18 protein-coding genes and 1 tRNA gene are annotated in these 17,343 nt (G+C 68.5%); 16 read left to right on the forward strand and 3 right to left on the reverse strand.

The window, feature by feature from the left end:
• Positions 1 to 19: 19 nt before the first annotated feature.
• Positions 20 to 358, forward strand: a complete 339-nt coding sequence (fdx, locus tag KAK07_RS16980) for an ISC system 2Fe-2S type ferredoxin (RefSeq protein WP_210854356.1) — start codon at positions 20 to 22, stop codon at positions 356 to 358.
• A 49-nt stretch (positions 359 to 407) separates the two neighbouring features.
• On the opposite strand, the gene KAK07_RS16985 is transcribed toward fdx, so the two are convergent.
• Positions 408 to 698 carry a hypothetical protein gene (locus KAK07_RS16985; RefSeq protein WP_210854355.1) on the reverse strand — a complete coding sequence of 97 codons (291 nt, stop codon included), beginning with the start codon at positions 696 to 698 and terminating at the stop codon, positions 408 to 410.
• A gap of 135 nt (positions 699 to 833) precedes the next feature.
• Here KAK07_RS16985 and tsaD point away from each other — a divergent pair, with 135 nt between their 5' ends.
• The gene (gene tsaD / locus KAK07_RS16990; RefSeq protein ID WP_210854354.1) at positions 834 to 1,910 is read left to right on the forward strand and encodes a tRNA (adenosine(37)-N6)-threonylcarbamoyltransferase complex transferase subunit TsaD; all 1,077 of its coding nucleotides are present in this window, start codon (positions 834 to 836) and stop codon (positions 1,908 to 1,910) included.
• A gap of 3 nt (positions 1,911 to 1,913) precedes the next feature.
• Here tsaD and KAK07_RS16995 read toward each other — a convergent pair whose 3' ends face one another.
• Entirely contained in the window at positions 1,914 to 2,354 is a 441-nt protein-coding gene (locus tag KAK07_RS16995; RefSeq protein ID WP_210854353.1) for an Hsp20/alpha crystallin family protein, read from the reverse strand.
• A gap of 130 nt (positions 2,355 to 2,484) precedes the next feature.
• On the opposite strand from KAK07_RS16995, the gene KAK07_RS17000 reads away from it, so the two are divergent.
• Entirely contained in the window at positions 2,485 to 3,774 is a 1,290-nt protein-coding gene (locus KAK07_RS17000) for a branched-chain amino acid ABC transporter substrate-binding protein (RefSeq protein ID WP_210854352.1), read from the forward strand.
• Positions 3,775 to 3,829: 55 nt separating this feature from the next.
• On the opposite strand, the gene KAK07_RS17005 is transcribed toward KAK07_RS17000, so the two are convergent.
• On the reverse strand, positions 3,830 to 4,702 hold the full coding sequence (locus KAK07_RS17005; protein WP_210854351.1) for a zinc metalloprotease: 873 nt from the start codon (positions 4,700 to 4,702) through the stop codon (positions 3,830 to 3,832).
• 259 nt (positions 4,703 to 4,961) lie between these two features.
• Here KAK07_RS17005 and rpsO point away from each other — a divergent pair, with 259 nt between their 5' ends.
• From rpsO to nuoG, 13 genes are all read left to right on the forward strand, one after another.
• A complete protein-coding gene (rpsO, locus tag KAK07_RS17010) occupies positions 4,962 to 5,231 on the forward strand; it encodes a 30S ribosomal protein S15 (protein WP_210854350.1) in 270 nt (89 codons plus the stop codon).
• 220 nt (positions 5,232 to 5,451) lie between these two features.
• On the forward strand, positions 5,452 to 7,740 hold the full coding sequence (gene pnp / locus KAK07_RS17015) for a polyribonucleotide nucleotidyltransferase (protein ID WP_210862030.1): 2,289 nt from the start codon (positions 5,452 to 5,454) through the stop codon (positions 7,738 to 7,740).
• A gap of 16 nt (positions 7,741 to 7,756) precedes the next feature.
• Complete coding sequence (locus tag KAK07_RS17020; RefSeq protein WP_210854348.1) at positions 7,757 to 8,746, forward strand: NAD(P)H-quinone oxidoreductase; 990 nt, start codon at positions 7,757 to 7,759, stop codon at positions 8,744 to 8,746.
• Between the two features lie 35 nt (positions 8,747 to 8,781).
• Positions 8,782 to 9,522: a triose-phosphate isomerase gene (gene tpiA / locus KAK07_RS17025; RefSeq protein WP_210854347.1), complete on the forward strand. Its 741-nt coding sequence runs from the start codon at positions 8,782 to 8,784 to the stop codon at positions 9,520 to 9,522.
• A 37-nt stretch (positions 9,523 to 9,559) separates the two neighbouring features.
• A complete protein-coding gene (gene secG / locus KAK07_RS17030; protein ID WP_210854346.1) occupies positions 9,560 to 9,907 on the forward strand; it encodes a preprotein translocase subunit SecG in 348 nt (115 codons plus the stop codon).
• Between the two features lie 227 nt (positions 9,908 to 10,134).
• Positions 10,135 to 10,219: transfer RNA gene (locus tag KAK07_RS17035), tRNA-Leu, on the forward strand.
• A gap of 175 nt (positions 10,220 to 10,394) precedes the next feature.
• On the forward strand, positions 10,395 to 10,754 hold the full coding sequence (locus KAK07_RS17040; RefSeq protein ID WP_210854345.1) for an NADH-quinone oxidoreductase subunit A: 360 nt from the start codon (positions 10,395 to 10,397) through the stop codon (positions 10,752 to 10,754).
• Positions 10,755 to 10,802: 48 nt separating this feature from the next.
• A complete protein-coding gene (locus tag KAK07_RS17045; RefSeq protein ID WP_210801186.1) occupies positions 10,803 to 11,282 on the forward strand; it encodes a NuoB/complex I 20 kDa subunit family protein in 480 nt (159 codons plus the stop codon).
• Positions 11,283 to 11,295: 13 nt separating this feature from the next.
• Entirely contained in the window at positions 11,296 to 11,895 is a 600-nt protein-coding gene (locus KAK07_RS17050; protein WP_210854344.1) for an NADH-quinone oxidoreductase subunit C, read from the forward strand.
• Between the two features lie 16 nt (positions 11,896 to 11,911).
• Positions 11,912 to 13,165: an NADH-quinone oxidoreductase subunit D gene (locus KAK07_RS17055; protein WP_210854343.1), complete on the forward strand. Its 1,254-nt coding sequence runs from the start codon at positions 11,912 to 11,914 to the stop codon at positions 13,163 to 13,165.
• The gene (locus KAK07_RS17060; RefSeq protein ID WP_210854342.1) at positions 13,162 to 13,659 is read left to right on the forward strand and encodes an NADH-quinone oxidoreductase subunit NuoE family protein; all 498 of its coding nucleotides are present in this window, start codon (positions 13,162 to 13,164) and stop codon (positions 13,657 to 13,659) included. Before KAK07_RS17055 ends, KAK07_RS17060 begins: the two co-directional genes overlap by 4 nt.
• A 2-nt stretch (positions 13,660 to 13,661) precedes the next feature.
• Positions 13,662 to 15,008, forward strand: a complete 1,347-nt coding sequence (gene nuoF / locus KAK07_RS17065) for an NADH-quinone oxidoreductase subunit NuoF (protein WP_210862032.1) — start codon at positions 13,662 to 13,664, stop codon at positions 15,006 to 15,008.
• Positions 15,009 to 15,026: 18 nt separating this feature from the next.
• Positions 15,027 to 17,342 (forward strand): NADH-quinone oxidoreductase subunit NuoG, encoded by a 2,316-nt coding sequence (nuoG, locus tag KAK07_RS17070; protein ID WP_210862033.1) that lies wholly within the window; start codon positions 15,027 to 15,029, stop codon positions 17,340 to 17,342.
• The last annotated feature ends 1 nt before the right edge of the window (position 17,343 follow it).

A 17,343-nucleotide genomic window follows, 5' to 3' on the forward strand; every position in this document is an offset into this window, starting at 1 on the left:
CTCTGACGACGACCGAACCATGCCGACCATCACCGTCCTGCCCCACGCCGAGCTGTGTCCCGAGGGGGATGTGATCGAGGTGACCGCTGGCACCTCGGTCTGCGAGGCGCTGCTGGACAGCGGCATCGCGATCGAGCACGCCTGCGAGATGAGCTGCGCCTGCACCACCTGCCATGTGGTGGTGCGCGAGGGCTATGCCTCGCTGGGTGATCCGGATGAGCTGGAAGAGGACCTGCTGGACAAGGCCTGGGGCCTGACGCCGGTCTCGCGCCTGTCGTGCCAGGCCATCGTCGGCCAGACCGACCTGACGATCGAGATCCCGAAATACACGATCAACCACGCGCGCGAGAACCACTGAGGCCGCGCACCGCCGCCCGTGCCGGCGGCTCAGCGACAGGGGCAGGCGCTCAACCGGCGCGGCGGGTGCGCCACTGCTGCAGCGGCCAGACCCAGCGCGCCCAGCTGCTGTCGTGGCCGCGGCGCACATCGGCGGGGGGGGTGTCGCGCTCGTCCAGCAGGCCGTGGCCACTCAGGTGGCCCAGCAGCAGCTTCAGGTCCTGCGGGGGCAGGCCACTTTCGCGCAGCAGTTCCGTCTCGCCGACATGGCGCTGGGAGAGCTGGTTCAGCACGCGGCGATGCCCCATCCGCCGGAAGCCCGGCGGCAGGTCCGGCCAGGCCTTGAGCTTGTAGGTCTTCATGTTCCCAACGCTGGTGTGTGTCTGTTGTGGTGGACCATGCGGTGCAGCGATACACCGTTGCCGATCAGAATATTGTCGGTCGGCGCCCCCTAGGTTGACGCAGTTCAACTTCCAATTGATGAAAATGAGAAGACCATGTATGGAAGCCACCACAGCGGTTCGCCTCTGACCGCCTCAAGCTGCCAGGTGCTGGGCATCGAGTCCTCTTGCGACGAGACCGGTGTCGCGCTGGTCCGTGCCGAGCCCGGGCAGGTGCCCCGCCTGCGCGCCCATGCGCTGCACAGCCAGGTGGCGATGCACCAGGCCTATGGCGGCGTGGTGCCCGAACTGGCCTCGCGCGACCACATCCGGCGCGTGCTGCCGCTGACCCGCCAGGTGCTGGCCGACGCCGCCGCGACGCTGGCCGAGGTGGATGTGCTGGCCTACACCCGCGGGCCGGGTCTGGCGGGGGCCTTGCTGGTGGGCGCCGGCACGGCCTGTGCGCTGGCGGCAGCGCTGGGCAAGCCCACGCTGGGCGTGCACCACCTGGAAGGGCATCTGCTGTCGCCCTTCCTGTCGGCCGATCCGCCCGAGTTCCCGTTCGTGGCCTTGCTGGTGTCGGGGGGACACACCCAGCTGATGCAGGTGGATGGCGTGGGCCGCTATGCGCTGCTGGGCGAGACGATCGACGACGCAGCCGGTGAGGCTTTCGACAAGTCGGCCAAGCTGCTGGGCCTGGGCTATCCCGGCGGTCCGGCGCTGTCCCGACTGGCGGAGCAGGGCGACCCGGCGGCCTTCGCGCTGCCGCGCCCGCTGCTGCACCAGCCCAACCTGGATTTTTCCTTCGCCGGTCTGAAGACCGCCGTGGCCACCGCGCTGCGCAAGCTGGGGCCGCAACCCACGGCGCAACAGCAAGCCGATCTGGCGGCCAGCACCCAGGCGGCGATCGTCGACGTGCTGGTGCGCAAGTCGGTGAAGGCCGTGCAGGCCAGCGGCCTGCGTCGTCTGGTGGTGGCCGGTGGCGTGGGGGCCAACCGGGCGCTGCGCGAGCAGCTCAACGCCCAGGCGCAGCGCCGTGGCTGGCGGGTGCACTACCCGGAGCTGTCGCTGTGCACCGACAACGGCGCGATGATCGCGCTGGCGGCGGCGATGCGTCTGCAGGCCGGCCTGGACCAGGCCGGCGCCGACTACCGTTTCGAGGTGCGGCCGCGCTGGGCGCTGGCCGGCACCTGAGGCTCAGTGCACCTCGAGCTGTGACGCGGTGGTCGCGCCCCGCTTGGCCAGCGTCAGCGTCAGCACGCCGTTGTCCAGGCGGGCTTCGGAGGCCGACTGGTCGATCTCCACCGGCAGCGTGAAGCTGCGCGCGAAGGACCCGCCTGAGCGCTCACGGTAGAGCAACCGCTCGCCGGGCTTGGCCTCGCCGTCCTGGCGCACCGCGGCCGACAGGCTGATGCGCCGGCCTTCGATCTGCACCTTCACGTCCTCGCGCGCCACGCCGGGCAGGTCGGCCTGGACGACGTAGGCCTGGGCGGTCTCGGTGATGTCCAGCGCCGGCGTACGGCCCGCGCGCTCAGCCGCGGCGGGCGCGGCGAAACGGTCGAAGAAGTGCTCGTCGAACAGGCGTTCGATGGAACGCGAGAAGTCGCTGGAAGGGCGGCCTACGGGGACGAGAAACATGGTGCAGCTCCTACAATCAGGGTTGAGGGTCCGATCGTCACGGGGGTGTGCATCGGCCCATGCCGCTCATCTGGAAGCGGCTTTTTTGTTTTCAAGGGCTGGCATCGCGCCGGCTGACGAGGTGAATGTGATGCATCCAGTCGACGGCGCTCGCCGTGCGTTGGTGGGGTCTGGCGTGGCACTGGCGGCGGCGCCGGTGTGGGCGCTGCGTTCGGCCGAGCCGATCAAGCTGGCCATGATCGAGGGCCTGTCCGGTGCCTTCGGCAATGCCGGCGAGGCGGTCTGGCGCAATCTGCTGTGGGCGGTGGAGCGGGTCAACGCCCGCGGCGGCGTGCGCCTTCCGGGTGGCGCAAGGCCGCTGCAACTGCTGCGCCTGGACAGCAAGGGCAACACCGAGGAGGCCCTGTCCCAGCTGAAGCTCGCCGGTGACCAGGGCATCGGCTTCGTGCTGCAGGGCAACAGCTCGGCGGTGGCGGCGGCACTGATCGATGCGATCAACAAGCGCAACGAGCGCGAGCCGGCGGCGCGTCAGCTGTTCCTGAACTACTCGGCGGTCGAGCCGGCGCTGACCCAGGACAAGTGCAGTTTCTGGCACTTCCGCTTCGACGCCCACGCCGACATGCGCCTGGAGGCGCTGACCGAGGTGATGCGCACCGATTCGCGCCTCAGGAAGGTCTACCTGATCGGCCAGGACTACAGCTTCGGCCAGCACGTGGTGCGGCAGGCCAGGGCGATGCTGGCGCGCAAGCGGCCCGACATCGAGATCGTCGGCGAAGAGTTGCACCCGATGGGCCGGGTCAAGGACTTCCTGCCCTACGCCACCAAGATCCGCGCCAGTGGCGCCCAGGCGGTGCTGACCGGCAACTGGGGCAATGACCTGACGCTGCTGGTCAAGGCGGTGCGCGACCTGGGCCTGGCGCCGCGCTTCTACACCTTCTACGGCAACGCGCTGGGCGTGCCGGCCACCTTGTCCGAGGCGGGCGTGGGCGCCGTGGTGGCGGTGGCCGAGTGGCACCCCAACGTCGGCGATGCCGGCTCGGCGGCCATGGTCAAGGCCTTCCGCCAGCGCTTCCCCGATCCGCGCGAGGACTACCTGCACGCGCGCATGCAGGCGCTGATCGAGATGCTGGCGCAGGCGATCGAGAAGGCCCGCAGCACCGAGGCGGCGGCGGTGGCCCGTGCACTGGAGGGCCTGAAGTTCGACGGTCGCGCCGTGGGGGTGCCGCACCGCGGCGAGATGCGCGCCGCCGACCACCAGTTCCTGCAACCGCTGTACGTCAGCGTGATGGACCGCGCCGGCTCGGGCGGAGTGGCCTTCGATGTCGAGGGCTCGGGCTTTGGCTTTCGCACGGTGCGGCGCTTCGAGGTGGACGAGCTGGCGCCGTCCATGAGCTGCCGGATGACCCGCCCCGCGGCCTGACCTGCGCAAAAAAAAAGCCGCCCGAGGGCGGCTTGTCGTGGCAGCGGGGCGCGCCTCAGGGCGTGCGGTACTGCAGGTGCATCTGGTCCATGCGCGTGGCTTGCAGCGCGGTGAACTGGTTCATGCACGAGTCATCGGTGTAGTCCATGAAGTTCGTGATCGGGTCCAGGCCGGGCTTGGACGTGCACGAATCGCGGCCCACCGGGCAGCCGAAGGCGGCGCTGGCTTCGTACGGGGTGTCATCGACGCTGTCGCCGGCGCCGGTGCAACCACCCTGGAAGGTGTGGTACAGACCCAGCCAGTGGCCGACCTCGTGGGTGCCGGTGTCGCCCTCGTTGTAGGGCGCCGCGGTGCCGCCAGGCACGCTGGAGTACAGCATCACCACGCCGTCCATCTTGGGCTGCGCGGTGTAGCTGGACGGGAAGGTGGCCCAGCCCAGCAGGCCGCCACCCAGGTTGGCCGAGTACAGGTTCAGGGTCTCGGGGCCGCCCTTGCGCAGGGCTGCCTTGGCCTTCTTCTCCTGGCGGCTGCCGTAGCCCATGGTGTACCACTTGTTGTTGGTGGTGCGGTCCACGCCGACCAGCTGGAACTGGAACGGGGTGCTGGCGTAGGCGGCGTTCAGCACGGCGATCTGGTCATCGATCTGCGACTGGGGAATGTCGCCGTTGGCCAGGCCAGCGCCCTTGTTGATCACGTGGAACCACACGGGGATGGTCACCGAGCCCGGGGCGCGGTGGGTCTGGCCGCCCTTGGCCCGCTTGGCCAGCAGGAAGGTGTTCAAGCGCTGGTCGATCGCGGCGCGCTCTTCCGGCTCGGGGGCGACGGTGTAGCAGCGGTGGCTCAGGTGGTCGTCGCGGGCGGCCAGGGTGGGGCCGGACAGGACGAGCAGGGCCGCGGTGGCGGCGGCAAGGCGGGTCAGGGTGCGCATGGGCGCTTCTCCGTGGGTGTACTGGAGGCCCGATTCTGGCCGCAGCAGGCCGGCTAAATCGATCCCCAAGGCCGTGGGGTGGCATTGGGAGTTTCCCGGGGCACCGTTTGCCCCTATAATCACCGGGTTGTGCCCTGGAAGGGGCGCAGCACCAGCACGACGCGGGTCGGTTTCACCCGCGATCGCAAGTCGACAACGGAAACCGCGCCCTGGCCAGTCTGGTCAGGGAAGGCGGCTTCCCATCTACAAGGAAATCGCCATGTCCGTGGCTGACATCAACAAGGCCGACATCGTCAAGGCCAACGCCCGCAGCGCCGCCGATACCGGCTCCCCCGAAGTCCAGGTGGCCCTGCTGACCGCTCGCATCAACGAGCTGACCCCCCACTTCAAGCAGCACGCCAAGGACCACCACGGTCGCCGCGGCCTGCTGAAGATGGTCAACCAGCGCAAGCGCCTGCTGGCCTACCTGAAGGCCAAGGACGCCGACCGCTACACCGCGCTGATCCAGAAGCTGGGCCTGCGCAAGTAATCAAGACGCCCATGACCAGGAGCCTGTCTGGAATCCAAGCCAGCACAGGCTCTTTGTCTTTCTCGCGTCTGCAGGAGACCACCCGCCACCGGGGTACTGTCGTGTCATTCCAGCGTTCGCGCGCGCCGCGCACGCTGGAATGGCATACCGCCCGGCCCAGGTGAACTCCCGGAATCCGGCGCCGCCGCAACGGGCGCCTGACTGCTGCAAGGAGCAAACCATGAGCATGTTCAACAAGGTCACCAAGAGCTTCCAGTGGGGGCCGCACCAGGTCCGCATGGAGACCGGCGAAATCGCCCGCCAGTCCAGCGGCGCCGTCATCGTCGACATCGAAGACACCGTGGTGCTGGCCACCGTGGTGGCCAAGTCGGCCCCCAAGGCCGGCCAGGACTTCTTCCCGCTGACCGTCGACTACATCGAGAAGACCTACGCCGCCGGCAAGATCCCCGGCAGCTTCTTCAAGCGTGAAGGCCGCCCCAGCGAACTGGAAACCCTGACCAGCCGCCTGATCGACCGTCCGATCCGTCCGCTGTTCCCCGAAGGCTTCTTCAACGAAGTCCAGGTCGTCGTCCACGTGCTGAGCCTGAACCCCGAAGTCCAGGCCGACATCGCCGCGATGATCGCCACCTCGGCCGCCTTGTCGATCTCGGGCATCCCGTTCAACGGCCCGATTGGCGCTGCCCGCGTGGGCTATGTCAATGGCGAGTACGTGCTGAACCCGGGCAAGACCCAGCTGGCCGACTCCAAGATGGATCTGGTCGTCGCCGGCACCGAAGCCGCCGTGCTGATGGTCGAGTCCGAGGCCGACCAACTGAGCGAAGAGGTCATGCTGGGCGCCGTGGTCTACGGTCACGAGCAGGGCAAGGTGGCGATCAACGCCATCCACGAACTGGTGCGTGAAGCCGGCAAGCCGGTCTGGGACTGGAAGGCCCCGGCCAAGGACGAGCCCTTCATCGCCAAGGTCACCGCGCTGGCCGAAGAGCCGCTGCGCGCCGCCTACCAGATCCGCTCCAAGCAGGCCCGCACCCAGGCCTGTCGTGACGCCTACGCCAATGTCAAGGCCGCGCTGACCGCCGAAGGCCTGGCCTTCGACAGCGTCGAGGTCGACGGCCTGCTGTTCGAGATCGAGGCCAAGATCGTCCGTGGCCAGATCCTGGCCGGCGAGCCGCGCATCGACGGCCGCGACACCCGCACCGTGCGTGCCATCGAGATCCGCAACAGCGTGCTGCCGCGCGCCCACGGCTCGGCCCTGTTCACCCGTGGCGAGACCCAGGCCCTGGTGGCCGCCACGCTGGGCACCGAGCGTGACGCGCAGACCATCGATGCGCTGGCCGGCGAGTTCAGCGACCGCTTCATGCTGCACTACAACATGCCCCCGTTCGCCACCGGCGAAACGGGCCGCGTGGGCAGCCCCAAGCGCCGCGAGATCGGCCACGGCCGCCTGGCCAAGCGGGCGCTGATCGCCTGCCTGCCGGACCCGACCGAGTTCCCGTACACCATCCGCGTCGTCTCGGAGATCACCGAGTCGAACGGCTCCTCGTCGATGGCGTCGGTCTGCGGCGGCTGCCTGGCGCTGATGGATGCGGGCGTGCCGATGAAGGCCCACGTGGCCGGCATCGCCATGGGCCTGATCAAGGAAGGCAACAAGTTCGCCGTGCTGACCGACATCCTGGGCGATGAGGATCACCTGGGCGACATGGACTTCAAGGTGGCCGGCACCACCGGCGGCATCACCGCACTGCAGATGGACATCAAGATCCAGGGCATCACCAAGGAGATCATGCAGGTCGCCCTGGCGCAGGCCAAGGAAGCGCGCATGCACATCCTGGGCAAGATGGTCGAGGCCATGGGCGGTGCGAAGACCGAGGTCTCGCAGTTCGCGCCCCGTCTCTACACGATGAAGATCAACCCGGAGAAGATCCGCGACGTGATCGGCAAGGGCGGCGCCACGATCCGTGCGCTGACCGAAGAGACCGGCTGCACGATCGACATCGGCGAGGACGGCACCATCACCATCGCCTCCACCGACGCCGACAAGGCCGAGTTCGCCAAGAAGCGCATCACCGAGATCACCGCCGAGGCGGAAGTGGGCAAGGTCTACGAAGGCCCGGTCACCAAGATCCTGGACTTCGGCGCCCTGGTCAACATCCTGCCGGGCAAGGACGGCCTGCTGCACATCAGCCAGATCGCCCACCAGCGCGTCGAGCGCGTCGAGGACTTCCTGAAGGAAGGCCAGGTCGTCCAGGTCAAGGTGCTCGAGACCGACGAGAAGGGCCGCATCAAGCTGTCGATGAAGGCCCTGCTGGAGCGCCCCGAGGGCATGGAAGACGAGCCGCGCTTCGAGCGTCCGCGCCGCGACGACCGCGGCGATCGCGGCCGTGACCGTGGCGACCGGGGTGATCGCGGCGACCGTGGCCCGCGCCGCGAGCGCGCCGAGCAGCGCCCGGTCGAGGCACCGAGCGACGCGCCGGTCGACGCGGCCGAGCAGCAGCAACAGCAGCAGCAGTAAGGCGGCGTCGGCGTCCATGCGTGCCATCGCGATCCGCGAATTCGGCGGCCCTGAGGTGCTGGTCCCGGCTGAACGGCCGGACCCGGTGCCGGGCGCCGGCGAGCTCTTGATCCGCGTCAGCGCCTCGGGGGTGAACCGCCCGGACGTGCTGCAGCGCAAGGGCGCCTATGCGCCGCCGCCCGGCGCCTCGGACCTGCCGGGTCTGGAGGTGGCCGGCGTGGTGGCCGGCGGCGATGCCGCCGAGCTGGCCGCAGCCGGCCTGGCGCTGGGCGACCGTGTCTGCGCGCTGGTGGCCGGGGGCGGCTATGCCGAACTCTGCGTGGCGCCGATCCCGCAGGTGCTGCCGGTGCCCGCCGGCCTCACCGATGTCGAGGCGGCCTGCCTGCCCGAGACCTTCTTCACCGTCTGGTCCAACGTCTTCGACCGCGGCCGCCTGCAGCCCGGCGAGACCCTGCTGGTGCAGGGCGGCGCCAGCGGCATTGGCGTCACCGCGATCCAGCTGGCCAAGGCCTTCGGCGCCACGGTGATCGTCACCGCCGGCGCTGACGACAAGTGCGCCGCCTGCCTGCGCCTGGGGGCGGACCACGCGATCAACTACCGCAGCGCCGACTTCGCTGCCGAAGTCAAACGCCTGACCGGCGGCCGTGGTGCCGACGTGGTGCTCGACATGGTGGCCGGCGACTACGTGGCGCGTGAGGTGAGCTGCCTGGCCGACGACGGCCGCATCGTGATCATCGCGGTGCAGGGCGGCGTGAAGAGCGAGTTCAACGCCGGTGAAGTGCTGCGCCGCCGCCTGCTGATCACCGGCTCGACGCTGCGTCCGCGCCCGGTGGCCTTCAAGGGCGCGATCGCCGCGGCGCTGCGCGAGCGCGTCTGGCCGCTGCTGGCCTCGGGCCAGGTGCGACCGGTGATCGAGCGCATCTTCGCCGCCGACGAGGCCGCCCAGGCCCATGCGCTGATGGAGTCCAGCCAGCACGTCGGCAAGATCGCGCTGCGCTGGGCCTGACCTGACCCATTCTTAGATTCGAAGGAAGCAAGACCATGCGACGCAAGCTCGTGGCCGGCAACTGGAAGATGCACGGCAACCACAAGGCCAACGCCGAGTTGCTGGACGGCATCAGCGGTGCCCGGCCCTTTGGCTGCGACGTGGCCGTGTGCGTGCCGTTCCCCTACCTGTCCGAGGTGGCGGTGGCCCTGGCGGGCAGCGACGTTCGCTGGGGTGCCCAGGACTGCTCGCAGCATGAGCAGGGCGCCTACACCGGCGAGGTGTCGGCCGGCATGCTGCACGAGTTCGGCTGCCGCTACGTCATCGTCGGCCACTCCGAGCGCCGCCAGTACCACGCCGAGAGCGACCAACTGGTGGCCGACAAGGCCAAGGCCGCGCTGGGCAAGGGCATCACGCCCATCGTCTGTGTCGGCGAGACCCTGGCCCAGCGCGAGGCCGGCGAAACCGAGGCGGTCGTCAAGCGCCAGCTGTCGGCGGTCATCCATACGCTGGCCCACTGCGCCGGCGAGATGGTCGTGGCCTATGAGCCCGTCTGGGCCATCGGCACCGGCAAGGTCGCCACGCCCGAGCAGGCCCAGGCCGTGCACGCGGTGCTGCGCGCCCAGCTGCGCGCCGCCACGCCGCGCGCCGACCAGATGACCCTGCTGTACGGCGGCAGCGTCAAGCCCGACAACGCGGCGGTGCTGTTCGCCCAGCCCGACATCGACGGTGGCCTGATCGGCGGTGCCGCCTTGAAGGCAGCCGACTTCGTCGCCATCTGCCGAGCCGCGGGTTGACGCGGCCGGCCCCTGATCCATTGCGGAGTTTCTCTACATGCAAGTCTTCATGAACCTCATCGTCGTGGTGCAGCTGCTGGCCGCGATCGCGATGATCGGCCTGGTGCTGGTGCAACACGGCAAGGGCGCCGACATGGGCGCCTCGTTCGGCAGCGGCGCCTCGGGCAGCCTGTTCGGTGCCACCGGCAGCGCCAACTTCCTGTCGCGCTCGACCGCGGTCTGCGCCACGATCTTCTTCGTCGCCACCGTGGCGCTGGCCTTCGGCGCCAACCCGGGCGGCTCGCGCAGCAGCGGCGGCAGCGTGCTGGACAGCGCCGCCACGCCGGCGTCGGCCGCCGCTGCGGCGTCCGCCGCGCCCACCGGCCCGGCCATCCCGAACCAGTGAGCGGGCAGGGTGGGCCTCTCCGCCCACCGGCAGCGCCTCACCGAGCCCCGGGGCCCGCTGAAAAGATCAGCAGGAACCCTAGGAAGTGGCTTGATTTCGGGCTAGAATCCGAGGCTGTTCGGCCAGCCATCCTCATGCCAGCCGAGCAGCTGAAAAGCCCGCTGCGTGCGGGTCTTGAGGGGGCTGTGCTGCAGCCCCGTCAAGGCCGGCACCGGCGAGCCGGACGAGCCGACGTGGTGAAATTGGTAGACACGCTATCTTGAGGGGGTAGTGGCGAAAGCTGTGCGAGTTCGAGTCTCGCCGTCGGCACCATGAACACATCGGTCAGCGCCTGCCCAGAGGCGACTGGCCGGGCGCCCTGAGCTGATCCAGGGAACGAAAGGGGGCGCGCTCCGTTCTGGCCAGACATGGGCCAAGGACAGCGCGCCTTTTTTGTGGCCGGATCGGATCACGGGCGTCGGACTCTGCACGACGAGCGACGCGCATCATGGACCTGCAAGCCTACCTCCCCGTCATCCTGTTCATCCTGGTGGGCGCCGCGGTCGGCGTCGTGCCCCAGCTGATCGGTTTCCTGATCGGCCCGCAGCGGCCCGACGCCCAGAAGAACAGCCCGTACGAGTGCGGCTTCGAAGCCTTCGAGGACGCGCGCATGAAGTTCGATGTGCGCTACTACCTGGTCGCCATCCTGTTCATCCTGTTCGACCTCGAAATCGCCTTCTTGTTCCCCTGGGCCGTGGCGCTCAAAGACATCGGGGCGTCAGGTTTCTGGGCGATGATGATTTTCCTGGCCATTCTCGTGGTGGGCTTCGCCTACGAATGGAAGAAGGGCGCGCTGGACTGGGAGTGATCCCGGCCGCCACCGTTCCTCACTGCACGAGACATCTAGAGGCAAGACATGGGTATTGAAGGCGTTTTCAAGGAAGGGTTCATCACCACCTCGGTGGACTCGCTGATGAACTGGTCCAAGACCGGCTCGCTGTGGCCCATGACCTTCGGTCTGGCCTGCTGCGCCGTCGAAATGATGCATGCCGGCGCCGCGCGCTACGACATCGACCGCTTTGGCATGCTGTTCCGGCCCAGCCCGCGTCAGTCCGACCTGATGATCGTGGCCGGCACGCTGTGCAACAAGATGGCGCCGGCGCTGCGCAAGGTCTACGACCAGATGGCCGAACCGCGCTGGGTGCTGAGCATGGGCTCCTGCGCCAACGGCGGCGGCTACTACCACTACAGCTACTCGGTGGTGCGCGGCTGCGACCGCATCGTGCCGGTCGACGTCTACGTGCCGGGCTGCCCGCCCACGGCCGAGGCGCTGCTCTACGGCATCCTGCAGCTGCAGGCCAAGATCCGCCGCGAAAACACCATCGCCCGCGCCTGAGCCGGGACTTCTCATGACGCAGAAACTCGACACCCTGCAGGCCGCGCTCGAATCCGTGCTGGGCGAGCGCATCGCCCACTTCAAGCGCGCCCTCGGCGAGATCACGATCACCGTCAAGGCGGCCGACTACGCCGCGGTCTGCACCACGCTGCGCGACCACCCCGAACTGGCTTTCGAGCAGCTGATCGACCTGGCCGGCCTGGACATGTCCACCTGGAAGGACCAGCCCTGGGACGGCCCGCGCTACCTGACCGTGCTGCACCTGCTGTCGGTGGGCAAGAACTGGCGCCTGCGCGTCAAGGTCTTCGCCCCCGATGACGAGCTCCCGGTGGTGGCCTCTGTCACGCCGATCTGGAACTCGGCCAGCTGGTTCGAGCGCGAGTCCTTCGACATGTACGGGATCATCTACGAAGGTCACCAGGACCTGCGCCGCATCCTCACCGACTACGGCTTCATCGGCCACCCGATGCGCAAGGACTTCCCGGTCAGCGGCCACGTCGAGATGCGCTACGACGCCGAGACCAAGCGCGTGATCTACCAACCGGTCACGATCGAGCCGCGCGAGATCACGCCGCGCGTGATCCGCGAAGACCACTACGGCGGCCTGCAGTAAGCCCGGGACGAACGCCATGGCAGAAATCAAGAACTACACCCTGAACTTCGGCCCCCAGCACCCGGCCGCGCACGGCGTGCTGCGCCTGGTGCTGGAACTCGACGGCGAGGTCATCCAGCGCGCCGACCCGCACATCGGCCTGCTGCACCGCGGCACCGAGAAGCTGGCCGAGCAGAAGACCTACATTCAGTCGCTGCCCTACATGGACCGCCTCGACTACGTGTCGATGATGTCCAACGAGCACGCGTACTGCCTGGCCATCGAGAAGCTGCTGGGCATCGAGGTGCCCGAGCGCGCGCAGTACATCCGCGTGATGTTCGCCGAGATCACCCGCCTGCTGAACCATCTGCTGTGGCTGGGCTGCCACGGCATGGACTGCGGCGCGATGAACATCCTCATCTACTGCTTCCGCGAGCGTGAGGACCTGTTCGACATGTACGAGGCGGTGTCGGGAGCGCGCATGCACGCGGCCTACTTCCGTCCGGGCGGCGTCTACCGCGACCTGCCCGACGCGATGCCGCAGTACCAGGTCAGCAAGATCAAGAACCAGCGCGCGATCGACCAGCTCAACAAGAACCGCCAGGGTTCGCTGCTGGACTTCATCGACGACTTCTGCGCGCGCTTCCCCAAGCTGGTCGACGAGTACGAGACCCTGCTGACCGAGAACCGCATCTGGAAGCAGCGCACCGTAGGCATCGGCGTGGTCACGCCGGAGCGCGCGCTGCAGATGGGCCTGACCGGCGCCATGCTGCGCGGCTCGGGCATCGCCTGGGACCTGCGCAAGCAGCAGCCCTACGATGTCTACGCCAAGATGGACTTCGACGTGCCGGTAGGCGTCAACGGCGACACCTACGACCGCTACCTGGTGCGTGTCGAGGAACTGCGCCAGTCCAACCGCATCGTCAAGCAGTGCGTCGACTGGCTGCGCGCCAACCCGGGCCCGGTGATCACCGACAACCACAAGGTGGCGCCGCCCTCGCGCGTGGCGATGAAGACCAGCATGGAAGAGCTGATCCACCATTTCAAGCTCTTCTCCGAAGGCTTCCGCGTCCCCGAGGGCGAGGCCTACGCCGCTGTCGAACACCCGAAGGGCGAGTTCGGCATCTACCTGGTCAGCGACGGTGCCAACAAGCCCTATCGCCTGAAGATCCGCGCCCCCGGCTTCGCCCATCTGGCGGCGCTGGACGAGATGGCGCGCGGCCACATGATCGCCGATGCGGTGGCGATCATCGGCACCATGGACATCGTGTTTGGTGAGATCGATCGATGAGTCTGTCTGAAGCCACGAAGGCCCGCTTCGCTCGCGAGGTGGCCAAGTACCCGAAGGAGCAGGCGCAGTCGGCCGTGATGGCCTGCCTGTCGATCGTGCAGCAGGAGCAGGGCTGGGTGTCGGCCGAGGCCGAGGCCGAGATCGCTGCCTACCTGGGCATGGCACCGATCGCCGTGCGCGAGGTGACCACCTTCTACAACATGTACAACCAGCAACCCACTGGCAAGTACAAGCTGAACGTCTGCACCAACCTGCCTTGCCAGCTGCGCAACGGCCAGAACGCGCTGGAGCACCTGTGCAAGGCGCTGGGTGTGGAAGACGGCGGCACCACCGCCGACGGCCTGTTCACCGTGGCCAAGTGCGAATGCCTGGGCGCCTGCGCCGATGCGCCGGTGATGCTGGTCAATGACCGCCAGATGCTGAGCTACATGAGCAACGACAAGCTCGACGACCTGGTCGCCACGATCAAGGCCGCCGAAGGGAAGGGGGCCTGAGCATGGCGCTTGATCTTTCGCGCTTCCAGGCCTCGGGCCTCGAGACCTGCTTCCACGGCCGCCACATCCAGCCGCAGATCTATGCCGACCTGAATGGCCGCAACTGGGGCCTGCAGGACTACCTGGCCCGCGGCGGCTACCAGGCCCTGCGCAAGATTCTCGGCGCCGATGGCGGCGAGGCGATGACGCCCGACCAGGTGATCGCCGAGGTCAAGGCCTCGGGCCTGCGCGGCCGCGGCGGCGCCGGTTTCCCCACCGGCCTGAAGTGGAGCTTCATGCCGCGCGCCTACCCGGGCCAGAAGTACCTGGTGTGCAACTCCGACGAGGGCGAGCCGGGCACCTGCAAGGACCGCGACATCCTGCGCTACAACCCGCACAGCGTGATCGAGGGCATGGCCATCGCCGCCTACGCAATGGGCATCAGCGTGGGCTACAACTACATCCACGGCGAGATCTTCGAGGTCTACGAGCGCTTCGAGGCGGCCCTGGAAGAAGCCCGTGCCGCCGGCTACCTGGGTGCCAACATCCTGGGCAGCGCCTTCAGCTTCCAGCTGCATGCGCACCACGGCTTCGGCGCCTACATCTGCGGCGAGGAAACCGCGCTGCTCGAATCGCTGGAAGGCAAGAAGGGCCAGCCGCGCTTCAAGCCGCCGTTCCCGGCCAGCTTCGGCCTGTACGGCAAGCCCACCACGATCAACAACACCGAGACCTTCGCGGCAGTGCCCTGGATCATCCGCAATGGCGGCCAGGCCTACCTGGAGTGCGGCAAGCCCAACAACGGCGGCACCAAGATCTTCTCGATGGTGGGTGACGTCGAGCGGCCCGGCAACTACGAGATCCCGATGGGCACCTCGTTCGCCCAGTTGCTGGAACTCGCCGGTGGCGTCAAGGGCGGCAAGAAGCTCAAGGCCGTGATCCCCGGCGGCTCGTCGGCGCCGGTGCTGCCGGCGGCGGTGATGATGGACTGCACGATGGACTATGACTCCATCGCCAAGGCCGGCTCGATGCTGGGCTCGGGCGCGGTCATCGTGATGGACGAGACCCGCTGCATGGTCAAGAGCCTGCTGCGCCTGTCCTACTTCTACCAGCACGAGTCCTGCGGCCAGTGCACCCCCTGCCGCGAAGGCACGGGCTGGCTGTGGCGCCTGGTCAACCGCATCGAGCACGGCGAAGGCCGTGCCGACGACCTGGCCCTGCTGGACAACGTGGCCGAGAACATCATGGGCCGCACCATCTGTGCGCTGGGCGACGCCGCCGCGATGCCGGTGCGCGGCATGCTCAAGCACTTCCGCGACGAATTCGCCTACCACGTCGAACACAAGACCTGCATGGTCCCGGCGTACATCTGATCGGCGGGGACGAACAAGATGCTCGATATCGAACTCGACGGCAAGAAGGTCCAGGTTCCCGAAGGCAGCATGGTGATGCATGCGGCCGACGCAGCCGGCACCTACATCCCGCACTTCTGCTACCACAAGAAGCTCTCGATCGCCGCCAGCTGCCGCATGTGCCTGGTGGATGTGGAGAAGGCGCCCAAGCCGATGCCGGCCTGCGCCACGCCGGTGACGCAGGGCATGATCGTGCGCACCCGCTCCGACAAGGCCGTCAAGGCCCAGAAGTCGGTGATGGAGTTCCTGCTGATCAACCACCCGCTGGACTGCCCGATCTGCGACCAGGGCGGCGAGTGCCAGCTGCAGGACCTGGCCGTGGGCTACGGCGGCACCGCCTCGCGCTACCAGGAAGAAAAGCGCGTGGTGTTCCACAAGAACGTCGGTCCGCTGATCTCCATGGAGGAGATGAGCCGCTGCATCCACTGCACGCGCTGCGTGCGCTTCGGCCAGGAGATCGCCGGGGTGATGGAACTGGGCATGCTCAACCGCGGTGAGCACGCCGAGATCACCACCTTCGTCGGCAACTCGGTCGATTCCGAGCTGTCGGGCAACATGATCGACGTCTGCCCGGTGGGCGCGCTGACCAGCAAGCCCTTCCGCTACAGCGCCCGCACCTGGGAGCTGTCGCGCCGCAAGAGCGTCAGCCCGCACGACAGCGTGGGCGCCAACCTCGTGGTCCAGGTCAAGAACGGCAAGGTGATGCGTGTCGTGCCGCTGGAGAACGAGGCCGTCAACGAATGCTGGATCTCGGACCGCGACCGCTTCTCCTATGAAGCGCTCAACGGCGAGCAGCGCCTGACCCGTCCGATGATCAAGCAGGACGGCCAGTGGCTGGAGGTCGACTGGAACACCGCGCTGCAGTACGTCGTCGACGGCCTGAAGAGCGTTCAGGGCCAGTTCGGTGCCGCCGGCATCGGCGCGATCGGCTCGGCCACCAGCAGCAATGAAGAGCTGCACCTGCTGGCCAAGCTGGTGCGCGGCCTGGGCTCGGACAACATCGACCACCGCACCCGCCACGCCGACTTCACGGCCGCTGCCGGCGTGCGCTGGCTGGGCACCTCGATCGCCTCGCTGAGCACGCTGCAGCGGGCCTTCGTGATCGGCTCCTTCCTGCGCAAGGACCACCCGCTGCTTGCCCAGCGCCTGCGCCAGGCCGTGCGCCATGGCGGCCAGCTGCTGAGCCTGAACGCGGTGCATGGCAATTGGGCGATCCCGGTGGCCGGCAAGATCACCGCCGCCCCGTCGGACTGGGTGCAGTCGCTGGCCAACGTGGCCGGCTACGTGGCCTCGGCCAAGGGCGTGGCCGCACCGGCCACCGCGCTGGTGGACGCGGCGGCCGAGGCCGTCGCCCAGGCGCTGCTGTCGGGCGAGCGCAAGGCCGTGCTGCTGGGCAACGCCGCCGTGCAGCACCCGCAGGCCAGCCAGCTGCTGTCGCTGGCCAACTTCATCGCCGCCCAGACCGGCGCCACCGTCGGTGTGCTGGGTGAGGCCGGCAACTCGGTCGGCGCCCAGCTGGTCGGTGCGCAGCCTCAGCAGGGCGGACTGAACGCCGGCCAGATGCTGAGCCAGCCGATGAAGGCGCTGCTGCTGCTGAACACCGAGCCGGCGCTGGACGCCGCCGATGGCGCTGCCGCCGTCGCGGCGCTGAACGCCTCCGGGCTGGTCGTCGCGCTGACCCCGTTCAAGGACGCCCGCGTCGACAACGCCGACGTGCTGCTGCCGATCGCCCCGTTCACCGAAACCGCCGGCAGCTATGTCAACGCCGAAGGCCGGCTGCAGACCTTCCAGGGCGTGGTGCCCGCGCTGGGCGAGAGCCGCCCGGCCTGGAAGGTGCTGCGCGTGCTGGGCAGCCTGCTGGGCCTGTCGGGTTTCGCGCAGGAGTCGGTCGAGGAGGTCCGCGCCGAAGCGCTGGGCGACGGCAGCGGCATCGCCGCCCAACTGTCCAACGCCAGCACGGCGGTGGCGCAGCCGGTCGGCCCCCTGGCCGGTCTGCAGCGCGTGTCCGATGTGTCGATCTACGCCACCGACGCCATCGTGCGCCGCGCGCCGGCCCTGCAGGCCACCGCCGATGCCAAGGAAGCGGTGCTCGCCGGCCTGCCCAGCGCGCTGTGGGCGCAACTGGGTCTGCAGGCCGGTGACAAGGTGCGCGTCAGCCAGGGCGGCGCCAGTGCCGTGCTGGGCGCCATCGAGGATGCCAGCCTGGCCGCCAACACGGTGCGTGTGGCGGCCGGCCACCCGGCCACCGCCACCCTGGGCGCGATGTTCGGCGCGATCACCGTCGAGAAGGCCTGAG

Source organism: Ideonella alba (assembly GCF_018069875.1).
GTDB lineage: Bacteria > Pseudomonadota > Gammaproteobacteria > Burkholderiales > Burkholderiaceae_C > Ideonella > Ideonella alba.

Bases quoted from the DNA above. Each gene is read 5' to 3' on its own strand.
- fdx (WP_210854356.1), top strand. From the start codon at position 20: ATGCCGACCATCACCGTCCTGCCCCACGCCGAGCTGTGTCCCGAGGGG.
- KAK07_RS16985 (WP_210854355.1), bottom strand. From the start codon at position 698: ATGAAGACCTACAAGCTCAAGGCCTGGCCGGACCTGCCGCCGGGCTTC.
- tsaD (WP_210854354.1), top strand. From the start codon at position 834: ATGTATGGAAGCCACCACAGCGGTTCGCCTCTGACCGCCTCAAGCTGC.
- KAK07_RS16995 (WP_210854353.1), bottom strand. From the start codon at position 2,354: ATGTTTCTCGTCCCCGTAGGCCGCCCTTCCAGCGACTTCTCGCGTTCC.
- KAK07_RS17000 (WP_210854352.1), top strand. From the start codon at position 2,485: ATGCATCCAGTCGACGGCGCTCGCCGTGCGTTGGTGGGGTCTGGCGTG.
- KAK07_RS17005 (WP_210854351.1), bottom strand. From the start codon at position 4,702: ATGCGCACCCTGACCCGCCTTGCCGCCGCCACCGCGGCCCTGCTCGTC.
- rpsO (WP_210854350.1), top strand. From the start codon at position 4,962: ATGTCCGTGGCTGACATCAACAAGGCCGACATCGTCAAGGCCAACGCC.
- pnp (WP_210862030.1), top strand. From the start codon at position 5,452: ATGAGCATGTTCAACAAGGTCACCAAGAGCTTCCAGTGGGGGCCGCAC.
- KAK07_RS17020 (WP_210854348.1), top strand. From the start codon at position 7,757: ATGCGTGCCATCGCGATCCGCGAATTCGGCGGCCCTGAGGTGCTGGTC.
- tpiA (WP_210854347.1), top strand. From the start codon at position 8,782: ATGCGACGCAAGCTCGTGGCCGGCAACTGGAAGATGCACGGCAACCAC.
- secG (WP_210854346.1), top strand. From the start codon at position 9,560: ATGCAAGTCTTCATGAACCTCATCGTCGTGGTGCAGCTGCTGGCCGCG.
- KAK07_RS17040 (WP_210854345.1), top strand. From the start codon at position 10,395: ATGGACCTGCAAGCCTACCTCCCCGTCATCCTGTTCATCCTGGTGGGC.
- KAK07_RS17045 (WP_210801186.1), top strand. From the start codon at position 10,803: ATGGGTATTGAAGGCGTTTTCAAGGAAGGGTTCATCACCACCTCGGTG.
- KAK07_RS17050 (WP_210854344.1), top strand. From the start codon at position 11,296: ATGACGCAGAAACTCGACACCCTGCAGGCCGCGCTCGAATCCGTGCTG.
- KAK07_RS17055 (WP_210854343.1), top strand. From the start codon at position 11,912: ATGGCAGAAATCAAGAACTACACCCTGAACTTCGGCCCCCAGCACCCG.
- KAK07_RS17060 (WP_210854342.1), top strand. From the start codon at position 13,162: ATGAGTCTGTCTGAAGCCACGAAGGCCCGCTTCGCTCGCGAGGTGGCC.
- nuoF (WP_210862032.1), top strand. From the start codon at position 13,662: ATGGCGCTTGATCTTTCGCGCTTCCAGGCCTCGGGCCTCGAGACCTGC.
- nuoG (WP_210862033.1), top strand. From the start codon at position 15,027: ATGCTCGATATCGAACTCGACGGCAAGAAGGTCCAGGTTCCCGAAGGC.